The organism is Gimesia maris, from assembly GCF_008298035.1.
Classification (GTDB): domain Bacteria; phylum Planctomycetota; class Planctomycetia; order Planctomycetales; family Planctomycetaceae; genus Gimesia; species Gimesia maris.
Genome location: NZ_CP042910.1, coordinates 7,334,409 through 7,358,103, shown reverse-complemented (window position 1 = coordinate 7,358,103; position 23,695 = coordinate 7,334,409). Strand labels below are relative to the sequence as shown.

Here is a 23,695-nt window from a genome sequence, read left to right as displayed (position 1 = left end):
TGACACGACAGTTAATCGGAACCGAGTTCCCGCAATACAATCGGATTGTTCTAAATATGTTTATACAACAGTGGCTCACTTCGTTGCAGAACCAGCTCCGTATACGCTCGACTCGCCCTCGACGCGGACGTCATTCCCGGAATCAACGGCTGAAAACCCCGTCCGCCCAGGCACTGATTTCCCGCAATGTTGTCGAGTCTCTGGAAGACCGTACATTGCTGACTGTATTCACGGTTTTGAATACGGATGATTCCGGCGCGGGCAGTCTGCGCGACGCCATCGAAGCCGCCAATGCAAATGTCGGCGCAGATACGATTACGTTCGATGCTTCGCTGGCGCTGGCGGGGAAGACGATTGTGCTGACTGACGAGTTATTGATTTCAGATGATCTGACGATTACTGGCCTGGGGGCGAATCTACTCACACTGGATGGCAACAACAACACTCGAATTTTTAATATTGATGATGATTCCAGTTCTTCAACAATCACAGTTGAGATTAGTGGTCTGACCTTAACAAACGGGAATTCCAATACCGTTGATACTGAGTTGGCAGATAATGGTGGCGCCATTTTCAGCACCGAAAATCTGACGATTGAGAATTGCATCTTCACAGGCAACACTGCCGGATCGGGTGGAGCTATCTATGACGATGCCAGTTCTTTAACGGTGCGAGGCAGTCAGTTTATCGGGAATACGGCAGAAGAAAGTGATGGAGGGGCCATCTATCACAAAGAAACGTTCCCTTACCCGGAAGACGGTGAACGGTTATTGATCGAAAACTCTCAGTTTATAGGCAATCATGCCCTGTTCTCAGGGGGAGCGGTTCTGCTGCGCGATGGAATCTGTATCGTCAATGGCAGTACCTTCACTGAGAACACGGCAGAATTTCCCGGCGGTGCCCTGCGAAATATCTTCGGCGACCTGACTGTGAATGACAGCAGTTTTATCGAGAATCATACCGATTTCAGTGGTGGGGCGATCGCAAACGGGGGGACGCTGTTCGTTTCCGGTTCGACTTTTGACAGGAACACGGCGGATGTCAATGGCGGGGGAATCTACAGCCAGGGAGCGGAAAGCGTCACTATTCATAACAGTACATTCTCCGGAAACAGCAGCGTGTTCGACGGAGGCGGGATTTTTGCACTCGGCAGCAAGCCCGTTACTGTCATTAACAGCACGATTGTTGGTAATGTGGCTACCGGAAGTGGGATCAGCAACGGAGGCGGAATCTATCTGTTTAGCACCGACCCTACCTTGATTATGAATACGATCATTGCAGGTAATCAAGCCGACTCAGGTCAGCAGATTGCTGGCGATTTCACGGGCACTGCCAACATTATCCAGGAGAGTATCGCTGGACTGCTGGATGCGGAGTTGAAAGACAACGGCGGTCCCACCAAAACGCACGCGCTGTTGTCAGACAGTGCCGCGATCAACGCCGGGGATAACATTGCTGCGACCAATGCAGGACTGACCACAGATCAGAGGGGAACCGGTTTTTCCAGAATCGTTTCCGGCATCATTGACATTGGTGCTTTCGAATCGCCCGTCGCGGTACCAATCGATCTGATCGTCAGCACGACCTCCGATGTCGTCGATGGAAATTATTCAGCCGGCCAATTGTCTTTACGTGAGGCAATTGCTCTGGCGAATACAACTTCAGGGGCAGATACGATCTCGTTCGATGCCGCGCTGGCAGGACAGACGATTACGCTGACTGATGAGTTATTGATTTTAGATGATCTGACGATTACCGGCCTGGGTGCCGATCAGCTGACGATCAGTGGTGACAATAATACCCGTATTTTCAAAATCGATGATGGTTTTAGTGTGACTAAGATTACAGTTGAAATCGAGGGGCTGACACTGACGAATGGAAATTCGAATGAGTCAGGTACTTCGACCACGGGATATGGTGGAGCCATCCTGAATCAGGGATACCTGACCGTGAAGAACAGTACCTTGAGAGGGAACCGGGCGCGGCTTGGCGGCGGTGCGATCTATAGTAAGTATGGGTCCCTGACAATAGAAAACAGTTTCATTACAGAAAATACAGGAGTGATTCACGGTGGGGGGGGAGTGTATGTGGCAGGATCCGGTGGCACTGATTTAGTTGTCCGTGAGAGCACTTTCTCATTCAACACTACTGGACTCAGAGGCGGAGCCATCTTTATTTCAGCCGGTAACTCTTCCATCCTGAACAGCACGTTCTCGGTGAATACTGCAGTCGATTCCGGAGGAGGCGTTTATAATAATAGTTCCGGTTCGATGACCATTGATGCCTCTACCTTTGTGAAAAATGTGACATCGGGTAATGGTGGCGCGATTTCGAATTCTGGTGAACTACTTGTTGCGAATAGTACGATTTCTGAAAATAGTGCACTTGATTTAGGTGCGGGTATCTATTCTTCTACTACAGCCACTTTCGAAATCGTCAACAGCACGATTGTTTTGAATTATACAAGATCCGCGTTATCTCGCGGCGCCGCCATCTATGGAAGCAACAGCAACTCGTTCAGTATCACAAACAGCATCATCGCAGAAAACTCATCAGGGCAAAGTGTTCAAATCAGCGGGCTCTATGAGGATCAAAATAATATTATACTGGACAGTATCGACGGCCTGATTGATCCAGTCCTGCGCGACAATGGCGGCGAGACAGAAACGCACGCTCTGCTCCCTGGCAGTGCGGCCATCAATGCCGGTGACAATAGCTTTTCTACGCACGCCGGTCTCATCTCAGATCAGCGGGGAGCAGGTTTTCCCAGAGTCTTTGATGAGACGGTTGATGTCGGGGCTGTTGAATTTCAGACCGCTTATTTGCTTGTAGATACCACTTCCGATCTCAACGATGGCGATTATTCAGCAGGAAATCTGTCACTGCGGGAAGCAATTGAACTGGCAAACGCTTTTTCTGCGGTGGATACGATCAGCTTTTCCAACGCACTCGCCGGTCAGACGATTACGCTCTCTGATGAGTTGTTGATCACGGATGACGTGACAATCATCGGATTGGGTGCAGATCAGCTCACCCTGGATGGTAACGGCAACAGTCGTATTTTTACGATTGATGATGGCAGCAGCGCTACAGAAATTGCAGTCAGCATCAGCGGCCTGACTCTGACGAATGGCTCCGATGACAACGGAGGCGCGATTCTCAACAGGGAAAATCTGACTCTGCAAGATTCGCTTCTGACTGGCAACACAGCCACCCTGGACGGTGGCGGCATCTACCACGCGGATGCAACTCTCACAATCAGCAATACAGCGTTTACACTGAACCACTCAGCTAATAACGGCGGGGCGCTGGCGAATTCCGCTGAGATGCATGTGCAAAACAGTACGCTGTCCGGTAACAGCACGCTTCTGCTGGGCGGAGGCATCTATTCCGGTTCGACCGCTACACTGGAAGTGTTGAACAGCACGATCGTGTTGAATGAAGCCACGTCAGATGTCTCTATGGGGGGAGCCATTTATAGCAGCGCTACCAACCCGTTCGAGATCAAAAACAGCATCATTGCAGGGAATACCGCTGCCGGTTCACCACAGATCGCGGGGGGGTACAACGCGTCATTCAGTATTGTGCAGGACGACATCACAGGCCTGATTGATCCGGTTCTTCAAGATAACGGCGGTTCGACACAGACACATGCGTTACTGTCAGACAGCGCGGCCATCGATGCCGGCGATAACAGCCTGGCCGAGACTGCAGGTTTGGTAACGGATCAACGCGGAAACGGTTTTCCCAGAATCTTTAACGAAGCCATTGATATTGGCGCTGTGGAATTTTACGAGTCCGACTTCGTGGTGGATACGATTTCTGATCTCGATGACGGCGATTATTCGGCGGGGAATTTATCACTGCGGGAAGCGATTCAACTGGCAAACGCTTACTCCACTGCTGATACCATTCTCTTTGACGAATCGCTCGCCGGTCAGACAATCTACCTCACCAGCGAGTTGCTGATCACGGCTGACCTGACCATTGTCGGCCTGGGGGTAGATCAACTGACACTGGATGCCGGCAATAACAGTCGCGTCTTTCATATTAATGATGGAGACGATACGAAAACGATTACCGTCGAGATCGATGGCCTGACTCTGGCGAATGGATCCACACTCAGTACCGGAGGTGCCATTCTCACGCATGAAGATCTGATTGTCAGGAACAGTACTTTGACAGGCAATACTGCCCGCTTGGGCGGTGGTGCGATCTACAGCACGCTTGCCGGACTCACCATAGAGCACAGTCTGATTACCGGGAATGCATCACAGTTTCAAGGTGGAGGGGGAGTTATGTATTTCCGCTCCGGAGGTACTGGTTTCACAGTCAATGAAAGTACCTTCTCACATAACACGACGGACGGCGCTGGCGCTGCCGTCTATTTCTTTGAAGGTGACGCGTCAGTTCGGAACAGTACTTTTGATGAGAATACGGCAGAGGAGAACGGTGGAGCCATCCAGAATAATTACTCTGGATTCATGACCGTCGATTCATCCACGTTTTATAAAAACAGATCGAATTATAACGGCGGCGCACTTGCGAATGACAACGAACTGTTTCTTGTGAACAGCACCCTGTCAGAAAACAGTGCCGATTACCTCGGCGGAGGTATCTATACCTATCGCAATACCACCCTGGAAATCGTCAACAGCACGATCGTAATGAATCACGCAACGTCTTACAGATCCAGTGGGGGAGGAATTTACTCAACGAAGCCCAATGTGATTCATCTTGCCAATACGATTGTTGCAGGAAATACGGACATCAATAATGTTCAGATCGATAGCGGCTACACGGAAACAGCCAGCATGATCACGGACAGTCTCACCGGACTGATTGATCCAGTCCTGCGCGATAATGGCGGCCCCACTAAAACGCATGCACTGCTGACAGGTAGTGCCGCGCTGAATGCCGGCGATAATACCGCAGCGTCAAATGCGGGACTGACCACAGACCAACGTGGAACCGGATTTACCCGGATCCTGGACGACATCGTGGACATCGGGGCCTTTGAAGGTTATGTAAACAACTTTCTCGTGGATACGATTTCAGATCTCGATGATGGTGATTATTCGGTCGGAAATCTCTCATTGCGGGAAGCAATCAAACTGGCAAATGCTGCTTCCACCACCGATACGATTTTCTTTGATGCATCGCTGGCAGGTCAGACGATCACGCTGGGAAGTGAATTGACGATCACTGACGCCCTGATAATGACCGGTCTGGGGGCGGATCAGCTGACGATCAGTGGTAACAATAATACCCGGATTTTCAATATAAATAATGGTCAAGCTGGTACATTCATCGATGTGGAAATCAGTGGTCTCACACTGACGAAAGGATCTGCCAGGCAGGGCGGGGCAATTTATAATTACGAAAACATCTCACTGACAGACACACTCATTACGGAAAATAGCGCCAGCAATGAAGGGGCAGCCATTTATTCCGGTCAGGGTAGTGTGACGATGTCGGGGAGTAGACTGTCTGCAAACATCGCTGATCGCGGAGCAGGGATCTTTGCGATCAACAGCATTCTGACACTGGATACATCCACATTCTCCGGGAATACCGTGACGAGAGATGGCGCCGCCATTTATAACATTTTCTACATACCATATCCGGAACTGAATCCTTCGACGATTACAGAGTGCACCTTTGTAGAGAATACAGCTGCCGGCAATGGTGGAGGAGTTTATAATTCGGGAGGCATCATCAATGTGAGTGATAGTACGTTTTCCGAACATCAGGCTGTTCTGGGAGGGGGGATCTACTCCAAGAGCAATGGTCATTCTGGAAACATCTCAATCATCAACAGCACGTTTTCTGACAATACCGAGGTCGAATCCGGAGGAGGAATTTATGCTGATGGAATTGGTCTGTCAGTTGAAGGTTCTCACTTCACAGGAAACGCGGCAATCGGAGAAAGCACAACAGGTCGGGGAGGGGGCATTTACAGCATCAATGGTCCTCTCACCATCACAGCATCAGATTTTACGAGTAACACTGCTTTAATTGGTGGCGGAGTTTATTCAGGCACTGATAGTAACCTGTCTGTTTCCGATTCCACCTTTAATCAAAATCAGGCTCGGACAGGAGGAGGGATCTACAATAACCGCTCAGCGATGACGATACACGGTTCCAGTTTTACCGGGAACCAGGCTTTGATCGACCCTGAAAATCCAAGCGTGTCTTCAGAAGGGGGAGCCCTGTTTCATTCTTCTCAGCTGGCAACTCCCCAGGGAGAAAACGATGCATTCATCTCAAATAGTGTGTTTACAGATAACTATTCCGGAACCCGGGCTGCAGGCATCAAGTTGTCTTACAGCTTCATGACGGTCACACAGAGTGTATTTACCGGAAACTCGGTTCAACAGAGTGGAGGCGGGATTCACAACACACTGGGGTACCTGACAGTTCAACAGAGTACGTTTTCAGGAAATACATCTGACACAAACGGTGCAGCCATCAACAGCACAGGGACACTGATTATCTCTGAAAGTACGATTGCTGATAACAGTGCCGAGTACTTTGGAGCAGGGGTTTATGTTTCGACTGCTGGAACAACAACAATTTCTAACAGCACTCTTTCCGGCAATCAATCTCAATCCGGTGGCGGTGCCATCTATTCCAATAGCAGCCAACCTTTGACGCTCATCAATTCTACGGTGACTGGGAATTCGTCCTATAACGGAGGCGGTGTCAGAACCACCAATTCTATTTCGTATTTCGTGAATACGATTATAGCCGGAAATACAGCGACTTTTGATGCACAGGTCAGTGGTAGTTTTACCGGCAGTTACAATATCATTCAGGACAGCATTGCGGGTCTGCTGGACCCCGTTCTCCGCGATAACGGCGGACCAACAAAGACGCATGCCCTGCTGCCCGGCAGTGTCGCCATTGATGTCGGCGATAACGCGGCAGCTACCGCTGCCGATCTCATCACCGACCAGCGGGGGGAAGGTTTCTCCCGGATCATCGGCGGAACGGTCGACATCGGTGCATTTGAAGTTCAAGCCCCCTTTGCTCAGATAGATTTACGCATCGTCGATTCGAAAACGTCAACTGCTGCCAATGGCGAAGTCAGTGAGCTTCCACAAAACCGGGAATGGATCGATGAATGGGGCGGCTACTGGCTGGAAATCTGGATCAGTTCGCCGCTGGCGATCAGCCAGGGAATCGGTTCCGTCAATCTGAACCTGAACTATAACACCGCTGTCACCACAGCAACGGCAATTGAATATGGTGCGGCATTTACCATCGGTCAGGCAGGAACCATTAATGATCTTACCGGTGTCATCGAAAATTTGTCTGCTGGAACCAGTTTGACGGATGCAGGCGATGACCAGCCTGTGCTGTTTGCCCGCATTCGTTTTGAGTCAACCACTGCTGATGCCGTCGACCTGGATTTCGAAGGCCAGACACTCAATCCACAGAGCCCTGATATCTTGGTAGATCATTCTGAAATTCTGTTTTCAGGCACTGCCGTCAGTGAAGAAGTGCATGGATCTGCTCCTGAAACTGCCATCTACGCAAATCCCTTTGACCTGAATGATGATGATCTGGTTAACTACCGTGACTTGATCCAGTTTATCCGTGTCTTCGGTGCGATTCCTGGTCTGTCTCATGCCAGCCATGCCTGGGCAGCCGACTATAACCAGAATGGCCGGGTCGATTTTCCGGATCTCCTCGCGATGGTCTATAACTTCGGCAAAAGTAAAGACGGTGCCTTCCCCATCGATTATCCAGTCAATTTTCCTGATGCCTGGAACCAGCTGCTGACGGTGGAATCTCAACTGCCACCACAGGAAAATGCGAATTCAGTGACGCAGGCTACTGCCGAAAACGTACTGGAATCCGCCAAAGAAGAACTCAGTCCGCAACTGAATTCTGAACAGCAGCAGATCCTGTCGGACGTCGATGTCCAGGTCGTCGATCTGGCAGCAGGCACCCTGGGCCGCGCCGTTCCCGGTACGATTTACATCGACGTCAACGCCGCCGGTTATGGCTGGTTTGTCGATGCGACTCCCACGGACAACAGCGAGTTTTCCTCTTCCAGCGAACTCTCGTTGATCGCATTACCCGACAGCGATGCTGCCGGGCACGTCGACCTCTGGACCGTCATCCTGCACGAACTCGGGCATCTGCTGGGTTACGAACATGCAGACGAGGGTGTGATGCAGGAGAGTCTGTCTGTCGGCGAACGCCATCTGGCGGACTGGAATGATGACACCGACGATTTTTTCATAGAGCTGACTCAAGGGACAGAGCTGACAGACTTCTAACTGGACGGGGACAGACCTTGACCGACATCAAACGCAGGATCTGTTTCAATAGCCTCAAAATATTTCGATTACAGAATCTCACACTGATACGATGGATCTGATCACATCCAGATCCCTGACCGGATTTATTTATATGTTTCGCTCTCTTTGGCTGACTACACTGAACCGCCGGCTCCGCAATCAATGTTCCCGCTCCCGGTACTCGCGACGCCACCAGCACCACGGCGACCGCACTCCCTCCGCCCAGGCACTCGTTTCCCGCAAGGCAGTAGTAGAGTCGCTGGAAGACCGCACACTGCTGACCGCGTTCACGGTAGTGAATACGGACGACTCCGGCGCAGGCAGTCTCCGCGATGCCATCGAACAGGCCAACGCCAGTGCCGGCGCGGATTCGATTTCGTTCGACGCCGCGCTCGCAGGTGAAACGATTGTACTCACTACAGAGCTACAGATAACTGATGACCTGACGATTACCGGGCTGGGTTCAGATCAGCTCACGTTGGACGGGAATAGTGACAGTCGGATTTTTAACATCAATGATGGAAGTTTCGGAACTTTGCTCACCGTCGAAATCAGAGGACTGGCATTGACCAATGGTTTCTCAGATAACGGAGGGGCTATCTCCAATTATGAGGATCTCACCGTCAAAGACTGTTTGTTTTCTGAGAATGATGTGTCAAGTGTCCAGATTCAAAGTGCAGGATTTAATAATGGTGGTGCAATTAAAAATGTGGCTGGTACATTAGAAGTCTCAAACACCACATTTTCAAATAACTTGGCTGTAGATGGAGGTGCAATCTACAACTCCACTGGTACTGTGAATGTAATGAATAGCATGTTCTCAGAGAATATGGCCACGACCACTCAAGGGCAAGGTGGGGGAATCTATGGAATCTATGGCTCTGTCGCCATTACCGAGTGTTCGTTCCTTAGCAACTCAGCATCGGGTTATGGTGGCGGAATTGGCACTCTTTATGGGACACTCAGTGTCACCGACAGTTTTTTTTCAAATAATTCGGCAGGCCCTCACTCTTCAGGTAGTGCTATCTATAATGATGGCCAGATGACAGTGACTCGTAGTGTCTTCTCTGAAAATAGTGAGAAAAGCGCTATCACGAACAGTACAACTAACGGTACTAATGTAGTTATTTCCGACTGTGACATTTCAGAGAATGATGTATCCACCGGCGCTATTTATAATTTAAATGGTTCGATGCTAATTATCGATAGTCGTTTCACTGGTAATAATTCAGTAGGGGGTGGAATTGCTAACCTTGCGAAATTGACAATCGTAAACAGTACCATATCAGCAAATTTTGCTAGCGGTAATGGAAGTGGAATCGATAACTCTGGAGTATTATCTATTATCAATAGTACGATTTCAGGGAATGGTTCCAATACACTTCGTGGAGGCGGAATCTACAACAGTGGTGTACTCGATATTGTAAATAGCACTCTCACCGCGAACAGAGCAAGTTACGGAGGGGGTATATATAATGATTCGTATGGAACACTTACTGTTTCGAATACTATCATAGCCGGGAATACTGTAGTTCATGAAGGTGCTCAAGTTTCAGGTAGTTTCACAAGTAACGCAAGCATTATCCAAGACAGTATTGAAGGATTGATTGATCCGGTATTGAAAGATAACGGCGGCCTTACTCAAACTCATGCCTTACTGCCTGGTAGCGCTGCCATTAATGCTGGTACGAACAATATCGCCATCGATGCGGAACTCACTACTGATCAGCGCGGAGCCGGTTTTGCTAGAATCATTTATGGCATCGTTGACATCGGTGCCTTTGAAGCGACAGATACCGGTCCGTTACACTTTCTCGTCGACTCTGCCACGGATACCGACGACGGCGACTATTCCACCGGAAACTTATCGTTGCGGGAAGCCATCAAGCTGTCGAATGAGTCAGCGACCACGGATACCATCACCTTTGATGCCAGCCTCTTTGATCAGACGCTCATGCTTTTTAATGAGCTGGTGATTACAGATGACGTGACCATCATCGGCCACGGAGTAGAGCACCTGACTCTCAGTGGCGACGGAACCCGCCGCCTCTTTCGCATTGATGATGAGAATGCCGAAGCTTCCATCAGTGTTGAGTTAAGCGGATTCACACTGACCAACGGGTTTGCCAACTACTCAAGCGGAGGCGCCATTCACAGTCTGGAAACCTTGTCCATTTCCGATGTCGTGTTTGCAGACAATCAGGCCAGTGTTTTAAATGGTCCGCTTTACGGCGGCAACTACGGCGGGGCAATCTACAGTGGCGGTGAGCTGACAGTGACGAACAGCACGTTTGTCCGCAACAGCGCAGACCGGTATGGCGGCGCCATTTACAGTACCGATGGTTTGCTGACGATCACGGGATGCGATTTCTCTGAAAATCAAACGTCCTATGCGGGAGGAGCGATCGTCGCTCAAAACGGTGACCTGACTGTTTCTGCCAGCACCTTCACGCAAAACAGCAGTGATACCTTAGGCGGAGGGATTTACATCACTCAGGGAGTCTTAACCGTCAGCAAGTCGGTCTTTACTGAAAACAGTTCAGTCACAGGAGGTGCAATCTATCATCAGATATCGTCGACGTTCCCTCCGGTCTTTACGGAATTGAGCATCACGGACTGTACCTTCCAGGGCAATACGACCACCTCCAGCGCTGGGGCCGTGTATTATTCGTCGGCGCTCACTTTTTACAGCGCCTATCACACTGCTTACATTGAAAACAGTCACTTCTCAGAAAACAGCGGCAGCTCGGGTGGCGCACTGTATTTAAGCGGAAAAAATGTTCTCATCACAGATTCCACCTTTTTCAAGAATTCGGCAAGCTTAAACGGAGGGGGTATCAGTAGTTATTGTGATAACCTGACGGTCCAGAACAGCCTGTTCGAAAAAAATTCCTCACAAGCCTGGGGAGGGGGGATTTATTCTAAGAGATCCCTGGTGCTGCAAAACAGTACCCTCTCCGGGAATACTGCTCTCGTGGTCGGTGGCGGCATCGCCTTTGATCATATGAATTATCCCTGGGAGATCATCAATTCTACTTTAACCGGCAACGCTGCAGCCAGAAATGGGGGCGGTATCTATGTAATGAACAGCCTGGGCGGTACGATCACCAATTCGATTGTTGCCGGTAATACGGCTGCTTCGGCTCCGCAAGTTCTATACTATGTCACAAAAACAAACAGCATCGTCCAGGACAGCGTGGCAGGCTTGCTTGATCCCGTTTTGAGAGACAATGGTGGCGTTACGAAAACACACGCGCTGTTACCAGGCAGTGCGGCGATCAATGGCGGAGACAATAACGCTCTGAATGATACGAACCTGAACATCGTCAATCGCAGATCCATCACTCAGGACCCGCGCGGGGAAGGATATGAACGCATTGTAGATGAGACCATCGATATCGGTGCTTTCGAAGTTCAACACACGTTCGCCGAGGTTGAGCTGCGGATAGTCGACGAAAAGACAACCACTCAAAGCAATGGAGAGCAAACTACGCTTCCGGACAACCTCACCTGGATCGACGAATGGACCGGCTACTGGCTCGAAATCTGGATCAGCACACCCGCTGCGACTGACCTGGGAGTGTTGTCTGCAGCCATGAACCTGAGCTACAACACCGCGATTGCCACCGCTGTCAGTATTGAATTTGGTCCCGGTTTCACCATCAACCAGACAGGTATCATCAATGATCTGACGGGCATGATTGAAAACCTGTCAGCTGAAACAAGACTGACCGATGTGGGAGACGATCAACGAGTGCTGTTTGCCCGCATCCGGTTTGAATCAACGGACAGCGATGGTATCGATCTTGATCTGGCAGGTCAGCTCATGATTCCGCAAAGTCCTGGATTCACGGTTCACCAGACCGAGGTCCAGGTGGTGGGCAACATCGCCACCGAAGAGGTACAGGGACCCGCGCCCGAAACCCTGGTCTTCGCGAACCCCTATGATCTCAACGATGACGACAAGATCGACTATCGAGATCTGCTTCTGTTTATCAATGTCTTTAATTCTGATCCCAGAGAGACGAATTCCGGCTATGCCTGGTTCGCAGATCTGGATCAGAATCACAACGTCAACTACCGCGATCTGATCTCCTTCGTCAGTAATTACGGCAGGAATAAAACCAATCAATCAACGGTCAATTATCCTCAGGGTTTCCCCGAAAACCGGAACAAACATTTAACAGTCGCTCCCAAACTGTTACCACAGTTGAATGCCAGGCCCGTCGAACAGGCATCAGCGGAGACGATGTTAAGCAGTGTTGTTGAATCTCTCGATCCGCAACTGACAGCAGCACAAAATGCAAAACTGGCGCAGGTTGATATCGAGATTGTTGATCTTCCCGAGGGCGTGTTAAGCAATACCGTCCATGGTACGATTTATATCGACGTCAATGCCGCCGGCTATGGCTGGTTTGTGGATGACACCCCCGACGACCATAGTGAATTTTATGCGACAGGGCCTTACACTCTGGTATCAGTGCCCTATGCTACCAGTAATGTTCTCGGGAAAATTGATCTCTGGACCGTCATACTGCACGAACTGGGGCACCTGCTGGGATATGATCATGCAGACGACGGCGCCATGCAGGAAAGTCTGGCCCCCAGCGAACGTCGCCTGATGGACTGGGAAGCTGAGACGGATGCGTTCTTTAGCACTCTGACCGATGATGCGGAACAGAGTGTCTCCTGAAACGCATTGCCAGTTTGGGGGAATGCTTCGCTTACCCGTTGTGTTTGGGGTAGAATCGGAATTTGAATCAAATCCAAAGTTCGATCACTACCAGTGTTCAGGAGGTGGGACTTGAATTTTCTGCGCCGCGTCTGTTTCATTTTTGTTCCCCTGTTAATGCTTTCACTGAGCAGTGTTTCTGCTGCAGAACGCCCCAACATTCTGCTGATCCTCGTCGATGACTTGAAACCCGCGTTCGGCTGTTACGGCGATCCGGTCGCCCGCACACCCAACATTGATTCCCTTGCGGCACGCGGGATGCGTTTTGATCTGGCCTATTGCAACCAGGCGGTCTGCGCACCGTCGCGGTTCACGTTGATGCTCGGCTCACATTCAACATCAACCGGTTTATATGGGCTCGGCAGTCAGTTGCGACAAATCGTTCCCGACGCCGTCACGCTGCCTCAATACTTCGCGCAGCACGGCGGCTACCGGACCGAATCGCTGGGCAAAGTCTTTCATATCGGGCATGGCAACCACGGAGATCCCCGGTCGTTCAGCGTGCCTCATTTCCACGACAAGGTGATCGAATACCTTGAGCCCGCCAGTACCGAGGGCGGAAAGCTCACGCGGGAAGAAGCCTACTTCACCAATCAGCAGCTTGACCGTATCAAATCACTACCTCGCGGCGCTGCCTATGAATCGCCCGATGTGGCCGACATCAAATATGCTGACGGACGCGTGGCCGCGGAAACCATGCTGAGGCTCAAAGCCGCACAGCAACGCCGCAAGCAAGAGGGCACCCCGTTTTTCATCGTCGCTGGCTTCGCGCGACCGCATCTCCCTTTCAGCGCACCGCAGAAATACTGGGACCTCTACGATCCATCACAACTGCCGCTGCCGCAGTTTGAAGAACTCCCCGCAAACGCACCTCCGGTCGCCGGCAAGCGTGGCGGGGAGATCACCAATTACAGCCCTGTACCAGTCGAACGGAACGCGCAGTTCAGCGAGGAACTTAAACGCCAACTGATTCACGGCTATTACGCCAGTATGAGTTTCGTCGACGCTCAGATCGGTAAAGTGCTCACCGAACTGGATCAGCTTAAACTGACTGACGAGACCATCGTTGTGTTATGGGGCGATCATGGTTTCCATCTGGGTGACCTGGGCATCTGGACCAAGCACACCAATTACGAACAGGCCAACCGCATCCCGCTGCTCATCGCGGCTCCCGGAGTCACGCGGCCCGGTTCCTCCACGAAACAACTTGCTGAAAGCGTCGACCTGTTTCCCACCTTGGCCGAACTCGCCGGCCTGCCCGCACCCACAGTCCCACAACCCATCGACGGCGTCAGCCTGGTTCCCGTCCTGAAGAACCCCGAAGCCCGGGTGCGCGACCATGCGTATCACGCCTACCCCAAACAGAAACTGGGCCGCGCCATCCGCACCGAACGCTATCGCCTGGTCGAATGGCGTCCCTCTAACAACCCGACAGCACCTGCCGTCTACGAACTCTACGACTACCAGACCGACCCATTAGAAACCAGAAACCTGGCAGCCGACCACCCGGATGTCATCAAAACGCTAAAACAAAAACTGGCAAACTACCCCAGGCCCCGCCCGCGGAATCAGCGGCCTGTAAAGAAAAAAGCAGCACCCCGTAGTAAATAAACGGTATCGTATTCCCGCATCGCAGGCTTACTCGTCATCGGTACTGCCAGGTTGCTTGACGTGTTCCTGATATTCTTTCGCGGCCAGGTAGCGGGAGTAGTAACGCTCGACCGCCTCGATCACTTTCTGCTGGTCCGAATCCTTAAACTTCTTGAGGTTAATCTTACTCGGAGCGCCCCCCGTGGAAGTGAAATTCAACCTCCCTTTGTCGTCCATCTGACACGACTGGATGTCGCTGAATTGCACGGGAGATTCCCAGGGATGGTGCTTGATGCCTGTGTGATCAATCGTCAGCAGACCTTCCTCTCCTGTCAACTGTACTTCGGGAAACGCTTTCAGAACGATCGCCAGTTCGTAATCGGTCTCGGGCAGGAAACGATAGGGTAGCGTTTCCTCATGGTAGGCGCGGAATCGCTCTTCATATTCTTTCCACTGCTCATCTTCCAGTTGTTCTGCTCCATCGATTTTCTGAAACCACTGTCCATCGCCTGGTTCGGACAGCATGACTTGCGAATCAGGAGATTCCAGGGAACAGCCAACGGCCTTCATTCTGTCTTCCAGAGAGGGGTGTGTGTCAAAAGGATGCGAGGTTCGCAGATGCGAGATGTCCGGAGTTGACATAAAGCTGCCAGCGTAGTTGTCAAAACCTTGCGCAATCTCCTGCGACACATTCGCATTTTCCAGAACCTCTTCTTTCTGGAAAATGTCCTGTTCGACTTTCACGCGGTAGCTCGAGTAGGCAATAATTTTCAGTAGCGCACCAGCCATGTCGCGCGGAGACGTCACTTCCGTGGCAATGCGATCCGCACGGAATTCGCGTGCACGGCTCAAACGCTTCAGAGAGACTTCGTACAAAGCTCGGAAGCAGTTCATGAAGTAGAAGACCGGCAGCGACACTCCCCCCTCGTAGAGCCCTTGCAGGTAATTGTCATAGCGGACCAGTAAAGGGGAAATCTTCTGCGAATACAGCGTGTCATTGCCACTGAAGTGGGCCATTTCATGGGCCAGCACAGCGTCGGCTTCCCTGCCATTCAATTGTTTCAGTAGTGAGAGGCTGACAAACAGCGACCGGCCGTAGTAGTTCTTTTCTCCTACTGTCAAACTCTGCTCTGTGACGAAGAAGTTGTCGTCAATACCAGCGATGACCTGGTCTGGCGTCTCGGTGTCGACTTTCGCGCAGATAGCGCTGAGTTCCTGCCATAACGCCGGTGAAGCGTCCCGCTCGATCACGGTCCCTTCGACAACGGTTTCATTGTTGAGCTTCATGAACATCGACTTGATGACGGCCGCGATTGCCACCAGCGCAAGGATGCCGACGATGACCATCAACTTGGGGACGTATCTCTCTAAAAAGAACGCGGTGATCCAGAAGGACAAGGCAAATAACAACACTCCCTGGATCAGCACCTGCGCGGCACCAAAGATGCGCAGCACATGCCAACTGACCGACAGGCTCACGTACTGGATCCACTGCGATCGAAGCGATGCCACGACGCAGAACGCGCTCAGCAAGATCACCACAATGCCGCCAATGATGGAAAAGAGCGAGAAGCGAATTGCCCAGCGAAACGTGGTATAGTCGAAGGCCGCCTGGGGGCTCACCATGTCCTCATTTCCGGGAATTGTAATCAGCTGCGAAAAGGGAACATTGCTGAACAACTCTTCGGCATTGGCTCTCTGTTCTGCGGTAAGACTCTGATCGGCACGAATCTGCTGAAGAGCGGCATCACGGCCTTCTCTGTCGTAAGCCCCCTGAATGTAGATAAAGAGGATGAGAGAAATGGTAGGGATCAGAAAGATCAACAGAGCAGGCAGAAAAAATGTTTTGGCAAATCCGAGTCTGGAAAAGTCCTCATGCGGGTGACTCATCAGTGTGCTCCTATAGTGAATATGTCGTCAACAGGATGAGCCGAAATTTCCCAGATGAAAGCTGCTTCAGCCTTACCGGCAACAGGTTGACTGCAAGAGACTGCTAAGTGGCGTTTCGTTCAAAATCTAGAGCGCATCACATTTAACCGTAGCGCGTCCCGATCTATTATACTCGATCCAAATGGCTTTGGAGACGCTACAGGAAAACGGATACAGTCTAGTGAACGCATCCTAAACAACACGCGGAAAAGATTCCAGTAAATTTCTGGTTAAATAGTTTTCATTCCCCTCTCGCTACCAAATCTGGGGGCTCAATTTTCGGAGGGAATGATCATTAGTCTGATGTAAAAATACTGCCCTTAGACCAGCAGCACGCTCGTTGGTACAATCGGACATGAAGTCACGTGACTGGTGTCATACTTGGGGGTACGTCAGACAGTCATTAATCGTTCCATCAGGATTTACAAAGGAATACATTTTGGTCGACTCCGAAGCCACACCCGAACTGCCCTCGAATAAGGAACTTAAATTGGCCATGAAGGCGTTTCGCAAACGTCTCAAGCTGACTTGCCTGGATGATGAATCCGGAATGGGTTACGGTGCCACATCCTCGGGTCAACGATCAAGGGTCGTTGCCATTGAACCGCCAAACCAGTATTCCCAGGCCGTTTGGCAGGAACTGGTGAAACAAGGGAGACTGAAGCACGATGGCGGCGGGCTCTATTCACTCATTGATACTTAGTCGCGCCGAGGATGATTTACATCGAATATCTAGAACGCATGACATTTAACCAGAGCGTCTTTCGAACAATAATACTCGCTCCATATGGTCCTGGAGACGCTAAAGTAAAGCTGGACTCAGTCTAAGCATTCCAACGGGATCAAGGTAGGAGGCACGTCAGTCAACTGGAAAGGGAGAAATACAAAAACCCCGATGCGGTGACAAGTTCACTACATCGGGGTTTAAAAGTGGCGGGGACAGGATTCGAACCTGCGACCTCGAGGTTATGAGCCTCGCGAGCTACCGGGCTGCTCCACCCCGCGCTATGGGTCCATAAATGGACTGACTAAGAGCAGTTTCAGATACAAATAACGCCTGTGACAGGCACTATTTAGATGATTAAAAGCCCTAAATACAGTAAGCGAATATCGTTACCGTACGGAGGCATTATAGACAGGTCCCCCGCTGGCGTCGAGTAACTTTGTCTAAATTCCCATAATTCCCTGCGAAGATTGTCGTATCAGCCGTCAATCTTTCGCTAATGCGTATCACCAGTCACCTGAGTGGCTCTCGTGCTATTATACTCGCTCGAAACGGACATAGAGACGCTCTGGTCAGCCTGATTTTCGCCGCTTTACTCGTATTCCCACTTCAAAACCCAGGGATCTTTGGTTTTTTCCTGCCAGGCCTTCAGTTTCTCCTGCATTTTAGTCAGGGTCTCCTGATGTTCCGGCTCGAATGCCAGATTCTTCGCTTCCCAGGGGTCGGCTTTGATGTCGTACAACTCGTGCCGGGGTCGGTGCAGGTACGAATAAACGGTCCGCTGTCCATACATCTTGTCACCCCGTTTCAACACACCCTGCCAGGTGGGTGACCGATATAAATCGGAGGCGAACGGGTAGGGGAGTTCATGGGCAATGTTGAAGATGTACTTGTAGTTGCCGCTCAGGATCACACGCATCGGGTAATACATGGTGATCTCGTGAAATGTGTGTGAGGCGTAACTTTCATCGAATTCGGGAGCATGTTCTTTGCCGAGGATCTCCAGGAACGAACGCCCGTGGAATGTGTAAGGCACCGGCTTGCCTTTGCCTTCCACTCGCTTGCCGTTGTTTACGACCGTTTGCAGTTTGGGAACTTTCTTCGGGGTGACATCGCAGTAATCCAGAATTGTCGGTGTCAGGTCAGCCCAGGTGACAAGGGCATCGGTGACGATTCCCTGATTCTTGACGGTCGGATCGCGGACGATCAACGGCAAATTCATGCCTGGCTGATACAGGTTCGTTTTGGCTCCGGGGAACGGGGGGCCGTTATCGCTGAGGAACATCACCAGTGTGTCTTCCCAGTGGCCGGTTTCTTTGAGTGTGTTGATCAGCGAAACGACGCCCTGGTCGAGACGCGAAATCGCCTGGTAGTATTCCGCCAGCTCTTCCTTGACTTCCTGATGATCAGGCAGCCAGCGTGGAACCTGGATCTGTTCGGGCTTGTATTTGACAGGCGTGACACCAGGGTAGCGATCGGGGTTGTCATTAAAATTGGCATAACCGTCGGGGCCGCCACCACGATGCGGGTCGTTGCTGCAGTAGTACAGAAAGAAGGGGCGGTCGTCGTCTTCGGTGATGAACTCTTTCGCGTTGGCGGCCATCACTGCGGAGTTGCGGTTCCCCTGGACGCCTTTATTGCGGTACTCCTGAAACTGGTAAACGTATTCGGGAGCGACATGATACTTGCCGATTGAGCAGGTGCGGTAGCCGGCTTCTTCCAGAATAATAGGGAGTGACTTCACGGTCGCGTAGGTGCTGAAGTGGTTGTATGAATGAGCGTGGCCATAATGTCCGGTGGCATGGTTATACAAGCCGGTCAAAATAACCGAACGGCTGGCCGAGCAACTGGCGGTCGTGCAGTGAGCGCGGGAGAAACGGGTTCCCGATTCTGCGAGCATGTCGATGCCCGGCGTTTTGATGACCTTGTTTCCGTAGCAACCTGCCTGAAAGCCCTGGTCATCGACCACAATTACAATGACATTTTTCTGCTTCGCCGCAGCGGAGACCGATTCAACGGAGACGAACAACAACAGCAGACTGAGGATTCCAAACAGACATCGATTCATGGTGTGGCTTTCTCGCTGGAGTAACAGGCGGGAATCAATTGCAGGAGAGTCGTTAAAATCTTGATTTCATTCTAATCGGCGCGGCAGGCAATCGCAAATCGACATTCGGGAAAGCAGGGGACTTTGCGGGAAACGGACGAAATCAGGGGGGACTGGCTTGAAGTGGCTTCAATTCCTTTCGATAATTAAGAAATTCCTCCCGAGTACCGTCCTTCCCGGAGCTGTCATTGGTATAGCGCGCGGGAAGATTTCAGACCGATATCAGAATGAAAGCAATGATTATGACTACCATGAAACGCGTCGCGACGATGCTGGCTGTTTTGCTGGCTGTTTCTGCACTCAATTTTGCGGCTGCCGAAGAAGAAAAGCTCAATCAGCCCCCCGAAGGTTACAAAGCCTTGTTTAACGGCAAAGATCTGACTGGCTGGAAGGGTCTGGTTGGCAGCCCTAAAACCCGCGCGAAAATGAGCCCCGAAGAGTTGGCTGAAGCACAGAAAAAAGCTGACGACGAAATGAAAGAACACTGGAACGTCGTGGATGGCGTGATTGTGTTTGATGGCAAAGGCAAGAGCCTGTGTACTGCCAAAGACTACGGTGACTTCGACATGCTGGTCGACTGGAAAATCAAAAAAGATGGCGACAGCGGCATCTACCTGCGTGGTTCACCACAGGTTCAGATCTGGGATCCGGCCGTAAAAGCGGCTAACGGCGTGGGATCAGGTGGACTCTACAATAACAAGAAGAACCCCGATAAACCACTGGTCACTGCCGACAACCCCGTTGGTGAATGGAATACCTTCCGTATCAAGATGGTCGGTGAAAAGGTCAGCGTCTGGTTGAACGGTAAACTGGTGACTGACAACGTCACACTGGAAAATTACTGGGAACGCGATAAGCCGATCTACGAAACCGGGCAGATCGAATTGCAGAATCACGGCAACACACTTTATTTCCGGAATGTATTTATCAAAGAACTTGATTAGCGACATTCGTGTGAAAACCGGCTAAAATGAAAGCACGGGGAGTCCGCTCTCTGTGCTTTCTGTTCTTTACCAACCACCTGATTTCGAAATCTCACCGTATGCTTTCACACGATGCACCATTGGATGACCCGACGGCACTGGCCCGCTTTGGCAAGCTGGATGTGGTCACGCGACTGGTGGTCGAAGGGTTTATGATGGGGCAGCATAAGAGCCCTTTCAAAGGGGCGAGCGTCGAATTTGTGGAGCATCGTCAATATTATCCGGGCGACGAAATCCGTCACATCGACTGGCGGGCCTATGGGAAGACCGGTAAGTATTACGTCAAAGAGTTTGAAGAAGAGACCAACCTGCGTTGTTATCTGCTGCTCGACTGTTCGGGCAGTATGGCCTACGCCGGTAAGACGCTGAGTAAGCTCGATTACGCGCGTCAGCTTGCCGCGGCACTCGGTTATCTGTTGTTGAGTCAGCGGGACGCCGTTGGTCTGATCACTTTCGACAGCAAACGCCGCGACTTTATTCAGCCGTCAGCGAATCCGAAGAACTTCGGGCAGATGCTGGACATACTCGAAGAGGCACGGCCGCGAAACGAAACGGCAATTTCTACTGTTCTGCGTGAAGTGCAGCCGCTCATTAAACGTCGCAGCCTCGTCGTACTGATTTCGGATTGTTTCGACGAACCCGAGGCACTGACGACAACCCTCAAGCAGTTACGGCATGATCGACATGAGGTGCTGCTGTTCCAGGTGGTGACGCCGGAGGAAGAAGAGTTCCCGTTCAGCAAACCAACGCAGTTTCGCAGCCTGGAGCGTCGCGGCCATCATCAGCTGGTGGACCCGCATCAGTTACGGGCCCGTTACCTGGAGCAGTACCAGGAATTCTGCGCGACGCTATCCCGGCAGTGTGGATCAGTGAACGTGGATTACCTGAAATTTCGGACGACGGACGCGTATCATTTAGCCCTTGGTGCCTTCCTGAATCAACGCACACGCCCCGGACGAAAGTGATAGAGCAAACGTATGTCAGGTGAAAAAATTCCAATCAACCGGACTCTGACAGGCCTGATCTCTCTGGGCTGCCTGGGGATTGCCGCCTATCTGTTCTGGCTGGCGCCACCGGATCAGTTTGCCCAGCAGGATGTGGCCACCGGTGCGTTCATGCGCGTGGGGCTGTTGATGTTTGCGCTCTGGCTGGCACTGCCGACGAGAAACCGGGATGCCGCCTGGGCGAATGTCTCTCCCTGGGTTTTCGTGGTGATCATCATGGCGGTGGTGGGAGTTGCCGTTCGCCCCAAGATTGTGGTACCGCTGCTGATTGTGATGGCTGTCTTCGGCTTCGTGCTGCGACCGCGCAACAAAAGACGCTCGCGGCGCTGACCGGAGCGTACTTCTGAATCGTTTTGATTATTGCGGACTCTGCCCGCGGCTCACCGGCTGTACTTTAAGATTACGTGGCAGCGGTCGCGGTACCTGGTTTCCGGTCTGCGAGATGACATCGATGGGCTTGGGTGGCACGAACCGACTCGGCGCTTCGCCTTTTTGTGCAGCCGCTGCTGCTTCCCGCTGTTTGGCATCGATATAGACCCGGGCAGCGACTTTCAGCAGTTGCGGACGGCGGACCGGCAGCACCCCTTCCAGTTGACCGGCAATCCGTTCCACCCAGCCGGGCTGACGCTCCATCGCCAGGGACATCATATGCATGAAGATCGAGACTTCTTTGAAGTTGCGGTCCAGGATTGCATTGCTGACCGGCGCCAGGATCTTGGCAGCCATCTCGACGGTCTGTGAAGGAAAGGAGACGTACATCGATACCTGGTGTGAGATCGAATCAATCTTCTTGTCTTGGCCGGGAAAATATTCGGTCTGCAGATGCAGCAGGGCTTTGGCCGAGATCGGTTTGGCCAGCAGCGGACTTTTGTAGACGCCCGAGCAGAGCACAATCGTCTCTTTCGGGGTCTGATGAATCACGTCCAGGGTTCCCACCGTGCCATCGCCGGCATCGACTTCATAGGAATAAGGGCCGGTCTGCCACATCTGGAACTCGGACAGTTTCATTTCACGCCAGATACTGACAACCACATCCGGGTGTGCGATGAAAAAGGCATAGGCCGAATGATTGACGTCGAGGTGAATTTTCGGCAGCACGCGAAACATGCTGAGATCTTTCAACACGTGCTCGGCATTTGTGCGGTTAGCCTGCGTCATTTGATCCAGCGGAATCTGTGACAGGCACTCTTTTCTCGAGGAGCGGGACGAAGAACCTTTCGTGAGTAAGGTGATCAGTTCTTCTTCATCAGGAATGCGGATTTCCTGATCGACATGTTGATTTTTCTGTTGGAATTCAGTCAGCTGCCGATCATCGTCTCGTAAAAGATATTGATCGGCAGCCGACTTCGTCAGGGCCGGGCTCTGGCCATCGCGTTCGTTAGACTGTGGTTGTTGTGCAGAAACAGAGGTGACAGGGACCGCTACGCTACTTGTGACAGCGATCACCAGAATCGTCATTTTCTGAATGAATTTTGTCATGCTCATCTTCGTCATGTGAGAACCTGTTTTCTTTCCGCGTTCAACTTGTGTTGTCTGGTTTTATGCCCGTCTGTCTGTGTGGCAGTCAGTTTGGAGGTGCATTCACGGGAGGTGCCAGCGCCGGGCCGGGCTCCTTGAGTTCAGACTCCAAACCCGTTTCATCGGGAAACGGATCAGGGGGCACAAAAAGGGAAGGTTCGGGAAGAGGAACCAGGTCATCCACAGCTTCGCCGTCATAAGACTGCGAGCTGCTGTAATCGGTGATTGGAGTGTCGCTGATATAGTGTTGTGGCTGACAGTCATCGCAGCATTTACACCACCAGCGGTTGAAGCGAGACTGGCACCAGTCTGGCTTGCCAATACGCGTCAGGTCCCAGGTGGGACGATAGAAGCGGTCTGCATAAAGCTGTGTATCGCTGATGTCATCGATCAGGTTATAGTACGCATTGCTGGCCTTGAAACACTGGCAGCCCGAGCATACTATCAGCGGCTGAATCATGACTATGCAGACAAAAGCTGCGCGCATTCTCAGTTTCCTCCCCCATTTGAATGTGACCATCCTGTGTCACAATAGTACCAGTGATGGCTCGCATCGCCGGTCGTACAATCGCCTGTACCTAAGGATGATCGGCTATCTTTGAAGAGAAACTTTATCGATTATTCCGAATGATCTGGTTATCCCTGTGATGCAGGCAGGCAGTATACTTAACCCCTGAAAAACAGGGGGAAACGAGTAAATGTCTGCAGAGAATTTCGAGCCGGAGGGACTCAAATTCGCGGAATATCCCTTGCGATACGAAGGGTTCTTGCGATCCGGGAAAGAGACTGTGATACT

At 51.5% G+C, this 23,695-nt stretch carries 11 protein-coding genes and 1 tRNA gene; 7 read left to right on the top strand and 5 right to left on the bottom strand.

The genetic code is table 11. The features are described from left to right. The first annotated feature begins 56 nt into the window (after nt 1-56). From GmarT_RS27475 to GmarT_RS27465, 3 genes are all read left to right on the top strand, one after another. Nucleotides 57-8,291, top strand: a complete 8,235-nt coding sequence (locus GmarT_RS27475; RefSeq protein WP_187782321.1) for a right-handed parallel beta-helix repeat-containing protein — start codon at nt 57-59, stop codon at nt 8,289-8,291. A 133-nt stretch (nt 8,292-8,424) separates the two neighbouring features. Continuing rightward, nucleotides 8,425-13,005, top strand: a complete 4,581-nt coding sequence (locus GmarT_RS27470) for a choice-of-anchor Q domain-containing protein (protein ID WP_157158966.1) — start codon at nt 8,425-8,427, stop codon at nt 13,003-13,005. Between the two features lie 156 nt (nt 13,006-13,161). Then, on the top strand, nt 13,162-14,655 hold the full coding sequence (locus GmarT_RS27465; protein WP_044238713.1) for a sulfatase: 1,494 nt from the start codon (nt 13,162-13,164) through the stop codon (nt 14,653-14,655). Between the two features lie 27 nt (nt 14,656-14,682). Here GmarT_RS27465 and GmarT_RS27460 read toward each other — a convergent pair whose 3' ends face one another. Then, nucleotides 14,683-16,524, bottom strand: coding sequence for a M48 family metallopeptidase (locus GmarT_RS27460; RefSeq protein WP_002647360.1), 1,842 nt, complete (start codon nt 16,522-16,524; stop codon nt 14,683-14,685). A gap of 478 nt (nt 16,525-17,002) precedes the next feature. On the opposite strand from GmarT_RS27460, the gene GmarT_RS27455 reads away from it, so the two are divergent. Then, nucleotides 17,003-17,266, top strand: coding sequence for a hypothetical protein (locus GmarT_RS27455; RefSeq protein WP_002647361.1), 264 nt, complete (start codon nt 17,003-17,005; stop codon nt 17,264-17,266). Between the two features lie 228 nt (nt 17,267-17,494). Here the strand turns inward: GmarT_RS27455 and GmarT_RS27450 are convergent. Beyond that, nucleotides 17,495-17,568 (bottom strand) — tRNA-Met (locus GmarT_RS27450). A gap of 311 nt (nt 17,569-17,879) precedes the next feature. Then, nucleotides 17,880-19,355: a sulfatase family protein gene (locus GmarT_RS27445; protein ID WP_002647362.1), complete on the bottom strand. Its 1,476-nt coding sequence runs from the start codon at nt 19,353-19,355 to the stop codon at nt 17,880-17,882. Nucleotides 19,356-19,636: 281 nt separating this feature from the next. Between GmarT_RS27445 and GmarT_RS27440 the strand changes: the two genes are divergently transcribed. Genes GmarT_RS27440 through GmarT_RS27430 form a run of 3 tightly spaced genes read left to right on the top strand, consistent with a single transcriptional unit; the run spans nt 19,637 to nt 21,711 of the window. Then, nucleotides 19,637-20,338: a 3-keto-disaccharide hydrolase gene (locus tag GmarT_RS27440; protein WP_197994256.1), complete on the top strand. Its 702-nt coding sequence runs from the start codon at nt 19,637-19,639 to the stop codon at nt 20,336-20,338. A gap of 26 nt (nt 20,339-20,364) precedes the next feature. Beyond that, nucleotides 20,365-21,342, top strand: coding sequence for a DUF58 domain-containing protein (locus tag GmarT_RS27435; protein WP_002647364.1), 978 nt, complete (start codon nt 20,365-20,367; stop codon nt 21,340-21,342). Between the two features lie 12 nt (nt 21,343-21,354). Further along, nucleotides 21,355-21,711: a hypothetical protein gene (locus tag GmarT_RS27430; protein WP_002647365.1), complete on the top strand. Its 357-nt coding sequence runs from the start codon at nt 21,355-21,357 to the stop codon at nt 21,709-21,711. 27 nt (nt 21,712-21,738) lie between these two features. Here GmarT_RS27430 and GmarT_RS27425 read toward each other — a convergent pair whose 3' ends face one another. Next, nucleotides 21,739-22,860 (bottom strand): hypothetical protein, encoded by a 1,122-nt coding sequence (locus GmarT_RS27425; RefSeq protein WP_149303490.1) that lies wholly within the window; start codon nt 22,858-22,860, stop codon nt 21,739-21,741. Nucleotides 22,861-22,945: 85 nt separating this feature from the next. Continuing rightward, entirely contained in the window at nt 22,946-23,386 is a 441-nt protein-coding gene (locus tag GmarT_RS27420) for a hypothetical protein (RefSeq protein ID WP_002647367.1), read from the bottom strand. Nucleotides 23,387-23,695: the final 309 nt, after the last annotated feature.